The sequence below is a fragment of the Pseudomonas sp. OG7 genome (assembly GCF_014192825.1).
GTDB lineage: Bacteria > Pseudomonadota > Gammaproteobacteria > Pseudomonadales > Pseudomonadaceae > Aquipseudomonas > Aquipseudomonas monteilii.
Window position 1 is genome coordinate 435,337 of the sequence record NZ_JACHYK010000001.1, and the last position, 11,668, is coordinate 447,004.

Sequence of the window (11,668 nt, forward strand, 5' to 3'; positions counted from 1 at the left end):
GGGCGATTCCTCCGGTGGGCGTCAGACCGCGAGCTGGTGCTCTTGCAGGCCCGGGCTGCTGACGCGATAGATGCCGATCTCACCTAGAAGATTAGGCCAAAGCCGGCCACCCCACCCGTTGCGGTGCAAGTGGTCGACGGCAAGGCGGTCGAGCACCTTGGCCCTGCGCTCGTGCACCAGCTCTTCGAAGTCGGCGAAGGTGCAGAAGTGGATGTTCGGCGTGTTGTACCAGGTATACGGCATGAAGTCCGATACCGGCATGCGTCCCTTGGTGGCCAGGTACCAGCGGCAGCGCCAGTGGCCGAAGTTCGGGAAGGTGATGATGCACTGGCGGCCCACGCGCAGCATCTCGTCGAGGATGCGGTCGGGGTACTCCACGGCCTGCAGGGCCTGGGTCATGATCACTACGTCGAAACTGTTGCTGGCGAAGTTGCCCAGGCCTTTGTCCAGGTCCTGCTCGATGACGTTGACGCCCTTGGCCACGCACGCGGCAATGTTGTCGGCGTCGATCTCCAGGCCATAGCCGGTGACTTGCTTGCGGTCACGCAGCGAGGCCAGCAGTTCGCCGCTGCCGCAGCCCAGGTCGAGTACCCGGCTGCCGGCGGGGATCCAGTCGTGGATGATTTCCAGATCGGCTCTCATGCTGTCCTCAGATGGCAATGCGGTTCATGTAGTTCGAGAAACCCTGCATGTAGCGAGGTGTGGGGATCAGGAAGGCATCGTGCCCGTAAGGCGAGTCGATCTCCAGGTAACACACGTTCTTGCGGGCCGCCATGAGGGCGTCGACGATTTCGCGCGAACGGGCCGGCGAGAAGCGCCAGTCGGTTGTGAACGACATGATGCAGTAGTCCGCCTTGACGTGGGCCAGAGTGGCAGCCAGGTCACCGCCCTGGGCGGCGGCCGGGTCGAAATAGTCCAGCGCCTTGGTCATCAGCAGATAGGTATTGGCGTCGAAACGGCCAGAAAACTCTTCGCCCTGGTAGCGCAGGTAGCTTTCGACCTGGAACTCGACACTGTGGAAGTCGTAGTTGAGCTTGTCGCTCTTGAGCTCACGGCCGAATTTTTCACCCATCGAGTCGTCCGACAGGTAGGTGATGTGGCCGACCATGCGCGCCAGCATCAGACCGCGCTTGGGGATCACGCCCTGGTCCTGGAACGAACCACCGTGGAATTCGGGGTCGGTAAGGATGGCCTGGCGTGCCACTTCGTTGAAGGCAATGTTCTGTGCTGACAGCTTGGGCGCCGAGGCGATGTCGACACAATGGCGCACACGCTCGGGGTAGGTCATGGTCCATTGCAGTGCCTGCATGCCACCCAGGCTGCCGCCGACGATTGCTGCCCATTGCGCAATGCCCAGGCGGTCTGCCAGGCGTGCCTGGCTGTGTACCCAGTCTTCGACAGTCAGCACCGGGAAATCGGCGCCATAAGGCTTGCCGGTGGCCGGGTTGATGCTGCTGGGGCCGGTGCTGCCGTTGCAGCCGCCGAGGTTGTTCAGGCTGACCACGAAGAAGCGGTTGGTGTCGATGGGCTTGCCAGGGCCGATGCAGCTGTCCCACCAACCCGGCTTGCGGTCGGTTTCGGCATGGTAGCCAGCGGCATGGTGGTGGCCGGAAAGGGCATGGCAGATCAGCACGGCGTTGCTCGCGCTGGCGTTCAGGGTGCCATAGGTCTCGTAGACCAGCTCGTAACTGGCCAGGGAACGGCCACAGGCCAGGGCCAGCGGTTCATCGAACCGGGCGGTTTGCGGTACTACCAGACCGACGGAATCTTCGGGAAAGACAGTGGACATCGACCCTGCTCACGCTTGACGGAGGCGTAAGTCTAAAGAGCGCTACCCCCAGCGGCAAGCAAAGGCTTGCCGCTGGGGGCAACCAGGGTCAGATCATGCGCCACAGTTCCTGTGGCATGCCGGCGTAGGCGGCCAGCGGGGGCATGACGAACGACTGGATCACCTGGATCGCCAGGAAGGCGAAGATCGGCGAGATATCCATGCCGCCAAGGTTAGGCACGATACGGCGGAACGGTGCCAGCACCGGCTCGCTGATCTGGTAGGCCAGCTCGGCCGCCGGGTTATGGCTGTTGGGGGCGACCCACGAAACGATCACCATCACGATCATCGCCACCCAGAAAATCTTCAGGAACAGCGAGGTGATGCCGATGATCGCCCACATCAACAGGTGCAGGATGTCGCCGAACGTGCCGTAGGTGACCATCAGCACGAAGCCCATCAGCAGGGCCTGGATAACGATTGCCAGTAGCAGCGACGAGGTGTCGAGCCCGCCGACACTGGGGATGACCCGGCGGATCGGCTTGAGCAGCGGCTGGGTCGCGCGCACCGCGAACTGGCAAAGCGGGTTGTAGAAGTTGGCTTTGACCAGCTGCAGCACGAAGCGCAGCAGTACGATCACCAGGTACAGGCTGACCAAGGTTTGCACCACGAAGATCGCGGCACCGGACAGTGCATTCATCTAAAGCTCCTTATTTGCCCAGTTGTTCGGCCAGCTCGGCAGAGCGCGTGGCCGCAGCCTGCAGTGCCTGCTCGACGATGGCTTCGAAGCCGCTGGCCTGGAACGACTTGATCGCCGCTTCCGTGGTGCCGGCGGGCGAGGTGACGCGGCGGCGCAGTTCGGCGGCATCGACATCGCTGGCAACCGCCATGCGCGCCGCGCCCAAGGCCGTCTGCAAGGTCAGCTGCGAGGCGGTTTCGCGTGGCAGGCCGAGTTTTTCGCCTGCCGCTGTCATGGCCTCGATCAGCAGGAAGAAGTACGCCGGGCCACTGCCGGACACGGCGGTCACAGCGTCCAGTTGCTGCTCCTGCTCCAGCCACAGGGCGGTGCCCACGGCCGACAGCAGTTGTTCGGCCTGCTGGCGCTGTTCGCCGGACACCTCAGCGGTGGCGTACAGGCCGCTCACGCCCTGACGCAACAGCGCCGGGGTGTTGGGCATGCAACGCACTACCGGGCGAGCGCCCACCCAGCTTTGCAGGCTGGCGCAGGTGATACCGGCGGCGATGGAAACGATCAGCTGGCCATCCTGCAGGTTGGGTTGCAGGGCCTGGCACACGGCTTTCATGACCTGCGGCTTGACTGCCAGCACGATGACGTCGGCACCGTCGATGGCCTGGGCGTTGTGCTCGAAGGTTTCGATGCCGTGCTCAGCCTGGATGCGGCTGCGGGTCTCGGCGCCCGGGTCGCTGGCGCGGATCTGCGAGGCGTCCAGGCCCTGGGCACGCAGACCACCGATCAGGCTGGCGGCCATGTTGCCGGCGCCGATAAAGGCAATGCGAGTCTTGCTCATGTCAGGTCCTTGTGGAAAAGAGTGAGTGAAGCATGGAATCAGGTGTTGCCGTAGTCGCGTGCCCCGAACAGGGCGGTACCGATACGCACCCAGGTCGCACCCTGAGCGATCGCCGCTTCCAGGTCGTGGCTCATGCCCATGGACAGGGTGTCCAGGCCAAGGTCCAGCCCTTTCTGCAACGCCCGCAGGCTGGAGAAGGCAGCCTCTTGGGCGGCGCGATCATCGGTGGGTTCGGGGATTGCCATCAGCCCGCGCAGGCGCAGGTTGGGCAATGCGGCCACGGCCTTGGCCAGGGCCGGCAGGTCGGCGGGGGCGCAGCCGGACTTGCTGTCTTCGCCACTGACGTTTACCTGCAGGCAGATGTTCAGTGGCGCCAGCCCGGCAGGCCGCTGCTCGGACAGGCGTTGGGCGATTTTCAGGCGGTCCACGGAATGCACCCAGTCGAAATGCTCGGCAATGGCTTTGGTCTTGTTCGACTGAATGGGGCCGATGAAGTGCCAGATCAAGGGCAAGTCGCTGAGCGCCTGCTGCTTTGTCAGCGCTTCCTGTAGGTAGTTTTCCCCGAAGTCACGCACGCCGGCAGCGTGGACCTCGCGGATAGCGCTGGCGGGCTTGGTTTTGCTCACAGCCAGCAGCTGGACGCTGGCCGGATCATGCCCGGCTGCCTGGGCAGCATTGGCGATACGGGCGGAAATCGCGGAAAGGTTGTCTGCTAGGGTGGACATGGATGGATGCCGGCAGCTGTAGGGTTTGCGGCATTCTACCTACTTGAAGGCCTTTGGGGAGTCTTATGGATGTGACCGACCTGTTGGCCCGAGCCGTGGAGGCGGGGGCTTCGGACCTGCACCTGGCGGCGGGCCAGATACCGATGCTGCGCCTGGACGGTGAATTGCAGCGCATGAACTTGCCACCGCTGGTGGCGGCAGACCTGGCCGAGGGCATGGCGCTCTTGATGACAGAGCAGCAAAGGCGGCAATGGGCCGAGGGCGATGAACTGGACTTGGCGCTGGCATTGCCCACGCTCGGCCGTTTTCGGCTGAACCTGTTTCGCCAGCTGAATGGCCCTGGAGCAACCTTTCGGCTGATCCCCGGGCGGATCGCCACGCTGGATGAACTGGACCTGGGGGATGTGTATCAAGCTGTTGCGCAATGCCATGATGGTTTGGTCTTGGTGGGTGGGCCGACCGGCAGTGGCAAGTCCAGCACCCTGGCGTCGCTGCTTGACCAGCTGAACCGGGAGCGGGCGCTGCACATCATTACCCTGGAAGACCCGGTCGAAGTTATCCACAGCAGCCAACGCAGCCTGGTCAATCAGCGTGAGATTGGGCGCCACAGCGGCGGCTTTGCCCAAGGGCTGCGCAGTGCCCTGCGACAGGACCCGGATGTGATCATGATTGGCGAATTGCGCGACCTGGAGACCGTTCGTCTGGCCTTCCGCGCGGCAGAGACCGGGCACCTGGTGCTGGCGACGGTGCATACGCGTTCGGCCGTAAACAGCATCGATCGGTTGGTGGAGGTGTTTGCTGCCGAGGAAAAGCCGTTGGTGCGCGCGATGCTGGCCGAGTCGCTGCGCCTGGTGGTGGCGCAGGTGCTGGTCAGGCGCGTAGATGGCGGGCGGGTTGCAGCGCGGGAAGTGCTGGTGGCGACGACGGCGGTGCGTAACCTGGTGCGTGAGGGGCGGATGGCGCAGTTGTGTTCGGTGATGCAGGCGGGTGCTGCAGAAGGGATGCGGACGATGGAGGGGGCCGTGCGGGAGCTGAGAGAGATGGGTCTGATCAAAGATCTATAGTGCCCGCACCGGCCCTTTCGCGGGCAAGCCCGCTCCCACAGGGTCGGCACAGATTTCGAAGGCTGTGATATCTCTGTGGAAGCGGGCTTGCCCGCGAAGAGGCCGGCGCAGGAAAGCGCCGATCAGGTCAGCGCTTGGCCAGGCTCAGCTGCTGCTGTTCTTTCGGCAGCACCCGCTTGGCCACGACATAGTGCTTCTGCCAGTAAGGCTTGCTCAGGGTGTCGATGCTCACCCGCTTGCCACGCCGTGGCGCATGGATGAAACGGTCGTTGCCCAGGTAGATGGCAACATGGTTCACCCGGCGGCTCTTGATGTTGAAGAAGATCAGGTCACCAGGCTTCAGGTCACCCTTGGCCACCTTCACGCCGTGGCCTTGGGCCATGGCATTGGAGGTACGCGGCAGGTCGACGTCGGCAACATCGTTGAAGGCGTATTTGACCAGGCCACTGCAGTCGAAGCCTTTTTTCGGGCTGCTGCCACCCCAAACGTAAGGAGTGCCGAGCACGTTCACCGCACGGCTGAGCACATCGCTGCTCTGCTTCGGCGACATGGCAGCAACAGGCGCACCACGGCTGCTGGCAGCGTTGCTCGGGCGCGCGCGCAGGGTGGCCTGCTTGGTTGGCGCGTGTCTCACCGAGGCATTGGTGGTGTAGCCGGTGAAACCATTGGGAAGACGTTGCTCACGATTGGTGGCGTGGGCGGCCAGGGGCAATAATAGACAGAGGGTCAGCCATGTCTTGAGTAAAGGCGGCATAGATGAAGCTCTTATGAATAGTTATGTGTTGGGCGCGCAACTTTATAACAGCTTTTTGATCAATCTTTGATCCGTTGGTCGATTGCCTGGCTGCCGTACGTCGGCATGCGACGAAAAAGTCACATTTTTTTTTAGAAAATTTTCAGATAACCCACGAGGGCTATGAATGAACAGTTATCAACAGGGTGTGCCCTATCACGACACTCACAGCAAGACCATCGGCTACCTGCTGTGGATTTTCGGCTTCACCGGCTCGCATCGCTTCTACTACGGCAAGCCGATTACCGGGACGATCTGGTTCTTCACCTTCGGGCTGCTAGGCATTGGCTGGTTGATCGACCTGTTTTTGATCCCGTCCATGGACCGTGAAGCCGATCTGAGGTTCCAGTCCGGGCGTATCGACTACAACATCGCCTGGATCCTGCTGACCTTCCTCGGGGTGTTTGGCCTGCACCGGCTGTATCAGGGCAAGTGGATCACCGCGATCATCTACTTCTTTACCGGCGGGCTGTTCCTGGTGGGAGTGCTGTATGACTTCTGGACGTTGAACAGCCAGGTCTCCGAGAGGAATGCTTTGCGTTGAAAGGCTTCGCGGGTGAGCCTGCGAAGAGGCCGGAAGCGCCCACAAAAAAGGCCTTGTCGCGTAGAAGCGGCAAGGCCTTTTTCGTTACTGGCGGGTTTGTCGCTGCTGCAGCAACAGGTTGCTGAACCCTGCCCCGGACAATTGCTTTTGCGCCCCGGTCAGCTGCTCGCGGTTGCTGAACGGGCCCACCAGCACGCGGTACCAGGTTTCGTCCTTGACCGTACCCGACTCTACCTTCACCGACTGGCCCAGCAGGATGATCTGCGCGCGCACTTTGTCGGCATCGGCCTGCTTGCGGAACGAGCCGGCCTGCAGGAAGTACTGGGTGGTGGCTGCGGGCTTGATCACCGGTGGTGCCGGCGGCGGGGTTTGGCCGAGCAAGGCCGCCTGGGCCCGTGCGGTGTCGATTTTCGCCGCTTCTGCTGGCGTCACCGGGGTTACCGGCTGAGCCGGCACCGGTGGTGTTTTCTCCGGCACGGCCTCTGGTGGCACGATCACCTCGGACTCCGGCAGCAGGGTGTAGAAGTCGTATTTCGGCTTCACTGGCTGCTGCGGGGAGGGCTGCGCTGCCTTGCTCGCTTCGGCCACTTTCTCAGGCTTTTGCTGCTCGGGCTTGGCGCGCTTGATGTCTTCGCTACCAGGTTCGAGCTTCATCAGGAACACGATGAATGCGCCTACGGTCAGGCCGACGGCCAGCCATACCCAGCCGGGGATCGGCTGCTTGGCCGGCGCCGTCTGGCGGCTGGCACCGCGCTTGGGTGCGGGTTTTTTCTTGGCAGCCAACTTACATGCGCTCCAGGGTTTCCAGGCCGAGCAGTTCCAGACCTTGTTTGAGGGTGCGGCCGGTCAGGGCAGCCAGGCGCAGGCGGCTTTGTTGCTGCTCGGGGGTGTCCGCAGCGAGGATCGGGCAGTTCTCGTAGAAACTGGAGAACAGGCCGGCCAGGTCGTACAGGTAGCTGCACAGTACGTGCGGCGTGCCCTTGTCAGCGACGTTGTTGAGGATTTCGCCAAACTGCGCCAGGCGTGCTGCCAGGTCCTGCTCATGGGCAGCCTGCAGCACGATGTTGCCGTCCACTTCGTCAAAGCCCTTGCCCAGCTTGCGGAACACGCCAGCCACGCGGGTGTAGGCGTACAGCAGGTAAGGGGCGGTGTTGCCTTCGAAGTTGAGCATCAGCTCGAAGTTGAAGCTGTAGTCGCTGGTGCGGTGCTTGGACAGGTCGGCGTATTTCACCGCGCCGATGCCTACCACTTCACCGATGTGGCGCAGGTCTTCGTCGGCCAGGCTCGGGTTCTTTTCCTTGACCAGCGCATAGGCGCGTTCCTTGGCCTCGGTAAGCAGGTCGATCAGCTTCACGGTGCCGCCGTCACGGGTCTTGAACGGGCGGCCGTCGGCGCCGTTCATGGTGCCGAAGCCCATGTGTTCCATCTGCATCGGGTGACCGACAAAGCCTGCACGGCGTGCCACTTCGAACACCTGGTTGAAGTGCAGGGCCTGGCGCTGGTCGACGAAGTACAGGGCGCGGTCAGCCTTGAGCACGTTGCTGCGGTAGCGCACGGCGGCCAGGTCGGTGGTGGCGTACAGGTAGCCGCCGTCGGCCTTCTGCACGATGACCGGCAGTGGCTCGCCTTCGCTGTTTTTGAATTCTTCGAGGAACACGCACTGGGCGCCCTGGTCTTCGACCAGCAGGCCTTTGGCCTTGAGGTCGGCCACCACGTTGGCCAGGTCGTCGTTGTAGGCGCTTTCGCCCATCACGTCGGCCATGGTCAGCTTGACGTTGAGCAGCTCGTAGGTCTTCTGACAGTGCGACAGCGAGATGTCCTTGAAGCGCGTCCACAGGGCCAGGCAGTCCGGGTCGCCGGCTTGCAGCTTGACCACCAGGCCGCGGGCGCGGGTGGCGAACTCCTCCGACTCGTCAAAGCGCTTCTTGGCGGCGCGGTAGAAGTTTTCCAGGTCCGACAGCTCGTCGCTGGTGATCGGGTTTTCCTGCAGGTAGGCCATCAGCATGCCGAACTGGGTACCCCAGTCGCCCACATGGTTCTGGCGAATGACGTTGTCACCCAAGAATTCCAGTACGCGAGCCACGCTGTCACCGATGATGGTCGAACGCAGGTGGCCGACGTGCATCTCTTTGGCCAGGTTCGGCGCCGACATGTCGATGACGACTTTCTCGCTCGGGCCGGCCTTGCGCACGCCCAGGTGGGCATCGGCCAGGGCAGCGTCCAGGCGGTTGGCCAGGGCGTCGGTGTTCTGGAAGAAGTTGAGGAAACCAGGGCCGGCAATCTCGACCTTGCTGATGTCGGCGCTGGCCGGCAGGGCATTGATCAGCTTTTCGGCCAGGTCACGCGGCTTCATGCCCGCCTGCTTGGCCAGCATCATGGCGATGTTGCTGGCGAAATCGCCGTGGGTCTTGTCCCGGGCGTTTTCCACCTGGATCGCCGGCGACAGCCCTTCAGGCAGCACACCGTCGGTGACGAGTTGGGTGAGGGCTTGCTGGATCAGCTGGCGAATGGTGTCTTTCATGGGGATCTCTTTTCGACCGCAAGCGCGGTGAGCGCCTGGATGCGCAGGTGGAAAAACTGGGCATTATCCGTGGCTGGGAGCGGGTTGCCAACCTTTGGGGCTGCAAAGCAGCCCGGACGTCAGTACAGGTCGACCGGGTCGACATCCAGTGACCAGCGCACCTGGCGCCCGCTCGGCATCTGCTCCAACACTAGCAACCAGGCGCTGATCAGTCGATGCAAAGGCGCCCGGGTATTGGCCTGTATCAACAGTTGCGCACGGAAGCGCCCGGCACGGCGCTCCATGGGCGCCGGTACTGGGCCTAGCAGTTCTATACCTGGCAGGCGTTGTTCGGCCACCAGGCGTTCGGCCGCGGCGCAGGCTTCGTCGAGGAAGCCTTCGGTCTGCCCCGGCTTGTGCGCTTCGGCGCGCAGCAGCGCCAAATGAGAATAAGGCGGCAAACCGGCGGCGCGGCGTTCGTCCAGGGCCTGTTCTGCAAAGGCGAAGTAGCCCTGCTCGGTAAGCTGCACCAGCAGCGGGTGGTCGGCCAGGTGGGTCTGGATGATGACCTTGCCGGGCTCTTCGGCACGCCCGGCACGCCCGGCCACCTGCACGATCAACTGCGCCATGCGTTCGCTGGCGCGGAAATCACCCGAGAAAAGCCCACCATCGGCGTCGAGGATGGCCACCAGGGTAACCCGTGGGAAATGGTGACCCTTGGCAAGCATCTGCGTGCCGACAAGGATGCTCGGCTGGCCCCGCTGGATGGTGCTGAACAGGTTGTGCATGGCGTCCTTGCGCGCCGTACTGTCGCGGTCCACCCGCAGGATCGGGTAGTCCGGGAACAGCACCTTCAGGCGTTCTTCGGCCCGCTCGGTGCCGGCACCGACCGGGCGCAGGTCCACGTGGTTGCATTGAGGGCACTGGTGCGGCAGGCGTTCGTCATAGCCGCAGTGGTGGCAGCGCAGCACGCCGGAGCGCTGATGCACGGTCATGCGTGCGTCGCAACGCGGGCATTCGGACAGCCAGCCGCAATCGTGGCACAGCAGAGTCGGGGCGAAGCCGCGGCGGTTGAGGAACACCAGCACTTGCTGGCCGGCTTCCAGGGTCTGGCGGATGGCCTGCTGCAACGGGCCGCTGATACCGCTGTCCAGAGGCAGGCTTTTCACGTCCAGACGCAGCATGCGTGGCGGGCGGGCGCCGCCGGCGCGCTGGTTCATGCGCAGCAGGCGGTAGCGGCCGGTCAGGGCGTTGTGCAGGGTTTCCAGCGACGGCGTGGCCGAGCCGAGCAGGATCGGGATGTTTTCCTGGTGGGCACGCACCAGTGCCAGGTCGCGGGCGTGGTAGCGCAGGCCCTCCTGCTGTTTATAGGAGCCGTCGTGCTCCTCGTCGATGATGATCAGGCCGGGGTTTTTCATTGGCGTGAACAGCGCCGAGCGAGTGCCGATGATGATGTCGGCCTCGCCGTCACGCGCCGCCAGCCAGGCGTCCAGGCGTTCGCGGTCGTTCACCGCCGAATGCAGCAGGGCGATGCGGGCGTTGAAGCGTTGTTCGAAGCGCGCCAGGGTTTGCGGGCCGAGGTTGATTTCGGGGATCAGCACCAGCGCTTGCTTGCCGGCTTCCAGGGTTTCGCGGATCAGTTGCAGGTAGACCTCGGTCTTGCCGCTGCCGGTGACGCCGGCCAGCAGGAACGCGCCGAAGCCGCCAAAGCCCTCGCGTACCGCGTCGAAGGCATCGCGTTGTTCGTCGTTGAGCGGCAGTTCCGGTTGTGCCAGCCAGTGTTCGTGGCGCAGTGCCGGCAAGTGGCGACGGACCTCGACCTGTACCAGTTCCTTGGCCAGTAGCAGGTCGAGGCTGTCCTTGTTCAGGTTGAGCTTGGCCAGCAGGGTGTGGGCCACGCCATGCGGGTGCTGGGCCAGGGTCTTGAGGGCGTCGCGCTGGCGCGGCGCACGGGCAATGCGTGGGTCTTCCAGGCGTGCGCCGGGGGCAATGTGCCAGAAGCGCTCCTGGCGCATTTCGGCAGGTTCGCCCTGGCGCAGCAGGGTGGGCAAGGCCCAGCTCAGGGTGTCGCCCAGGCTGTGCTGGTAGTACTGGGCGGTCCACAGGCACAGCTTGAACAGCGACGCCGGGATGGGGGACACCGGGTCGAGCAGGGCGCTGGCCGGTTTCAGCTTGTCGGCAGGCACTTCGCTCTGTGCGCATACCTCCACCAGCACACCGATCATTTCGCGGCGGCCAAAGGGCACGCGGATGCGCATGCCCGGGGTCAAGGCCTGGCGCGCCATGCTCGCCGGCGCCTTGTAGTCGAACAGGCGGCGTAACGGGGAGGGCAGGGCAAGGCGCAGGATGACGTCGGACACGCAAAAATACTCGGAGGGCGTTACAAGAACTGGCGAGCCTAGCAGACGACGGTCGGTGCAAGCGACATCTTGCACTGACGCTGTGCTCTGGTATTATTCGCCGCCTAATTACGTGCGGTATTCAACAATTGGTGTTGGGTGGCGGCACGCAGCTCGAGGAAGTGACCATGAAAGAAGGTATCCACCCGAACTACGAAGTAGTTGCAGTCACCTGCAGCTGCGGCAACAAGTTCGAAACCCGTTCGACCCTGGGCAATGTCCTGTCGATCGACGTTTGCAACCTGTGCCACCCGTTCTACACCGGTAAGCAGAAAGTCCTGGACACCGGCGGCCGCGTACAGAAGTTCGCCGATCGCTTCGGTATGTTCGGTACCAAGAAGTAATC

The 11,668-nt window shown here is 63.4% G+C and carries 12 protein-coding genes; 3 read left to right on the forward strand and 9 right to left on the reverse strand.

Features of this window, described 5'->3' with window-relative positions; genetic code table 11:
- Positions 1 to 21: 21 nt before the first annotated feature.
- The 5 genes from metW to FHW75_RS02115 form a co-directional block, all read right to left on the reverse strand.
- Positions 22 to 642, reverse strand: a complete 621-nt coding sequence (metW, locus tag FHW75_RS02095) for a methionine biosynthesis protein MetW (RefSeq protein WP_003249106.1) — start codon at positions 640 to 642, stop codon at positions 22 to 24.
- A 7-nt stretch (positions 643 to 649) separates the two neighbouring features.
- Positions 650 to 1,789 (reverse strand): homoserine O-acetyltransferase, encoded by a 1,140-nt coding sequence (locus tag FHW75_RS02100; RefSeq protein WP_019097209.1) that lies wholly within the window; start codon positions 1,787 to 1,789, stop codon positions 650 to 652.
- A gap of 88 nt (positions 1,790 to 1,877) precedes the next feature.
- A complete protein-coding gene (locus FHW75_RS02105) occupies positions 1,878 to 2,468 on the reverse strand; it encodes a YggT family protein (protein WP_025752257.1) in 591 nt (196 codons plus the stop codon).
- 10 nt (positions 2,469 to 2,478) lie between these two features.
- On the reverse strand, positions 2,479 to 3,297 hold the full coding sequence (gene proC, locus FHW75_RS02110) for a pyrroline-5-carboxylate reductase (protein ID WP_025752259.1): 819 nt from the start codon (positions 3,295 to 3,297) through the stop codon (positions 2,479 to 2,481).
- 38 nt (positions 3,298 to 3,335) lie between these two features.
- A complete protein-coding gene (locus FHW75_RS02115) occupies positions 3,336 to 4,022 on the reverse strand; it encodes a YggS family pyridoxal phosphate-dependent enzyme (protein ID WP_027614838.1) in 687 nt (228 codons plus the stop codon).
- 65 nt (positions 4,023 to 4,087) lie between these two features.
- Here FHW75_RS02115 and FHW75_RS02120 point away from each other — a divergent pair, with 65 nt between their 5' ends.
- On the forward strand, positions 4,088 to 5,086 hold the full coding sequence (locus FHW75_RS02120) for a type IV pilus twitching motility protein PilT (protein WP_183673079.1): 999 nt from the start codon (positions 4,088 to 4,090) through the stop codon (positions 5,084 to 5,086).
- 127 nt (positions 5,087 to 5,213) lie between these two features.
- Here FHW75_RS02120 and FHW75_RS02125 read toward each other — a convergent pair whose 3' ends face one another.
- Positions 5,214 to 5,840: a C40 family peptidase gene (locus FHW75_RS02125; RefSeq protein WP_016712506.1), complete on the reverse strand. Its 627-nt coding sequence runs from the start codon at positions 5,838 to 5,840 to the stop codon at positions 5,214 to 5,216.
- A gap of 166 nt (positions 5,841 to 6,006) precedes the next feature.
- Between FHW75_RS02125 and FHW75_RS02130 the strand changes: the two genes are divergently transcribed.
- Positions 6,007 to 6,423 (forward strand): NINE protein, encoded by a 417-nt coding sequence (locus FHW75_RS02130; RefSeq protein WP_016712505.1) that lies wholly within the window; start codon positions 6,007 to 6,009, stop codon positions 6,421 to 6,423.
- A gap of 84 nt (positions 6,424 to 6,507) precedes the next feature.
- Here FHW75_RS02130 and FHW75_RS02135 read toward each other — a convergent pair whose 3' ends face one another.
- The 3 genes from FHW75_RS02135 to FHW75_RS02145 form a co-directional block, all read right to left on the reverse strand.
- On the reverse strand, positions 6,508 to 7,206 hold the full coding sequence (locus tag FHW75_RS02135; protein ID WP_016712504.1) for an SPOR domain-containing protein: 699 nt from the start codon (positions 7,204 to 7,206) through the stop codon (positions 6,508 to 6,510).
- Between the two features lies 1 nt (position 7,207).
- Positions 7,208 to 8,944, reverse strand: a complete 1,737-nt coding sequence (argS, locus tag FHW75_RS02140) for an arginine--tRNA ligase (RefSeq protein WP_016712503.1) — start codon at positions 8,942 to 8,944, stop codon at positions 7,208 to 7,210.
- A 119-nt stretch (positions 8,945 to 9,063) separates the two neighbouring features.
- Positions 9,064 to 11,283 (reverse strand): primosomal protein N', encoded by a 2,220-nt coding sequence (locus tag FHW75_RS02145; protein ID WP_027614839.1) that lies wholly within the window; start codon positions 11,281 to 11,283, stop codon positions 9,064 to 9,066.
- Between the two features lie 167 nt (positions 11,284 to 11,450).
- Between FHW75_RS02145 and rpmE the strand changes: the two genes are divergently transcribed.
- The gene (gene rpmE / locus FHW75_RS02150) at positions 11,451 to 11,666 is read left to right on the forward strand and encodes a 50S ribosomal protein L31 (protein ID WP_012274639.1); all 216 of its coding nucleotides are present in this window, start codon (positions 11,451 to 11,453) and stop codon (positions 11,664 to 11,666) included.
- The last annotated feature ends 2 nt before the right edge of the window (positions 11,667 to 11,668 follow it).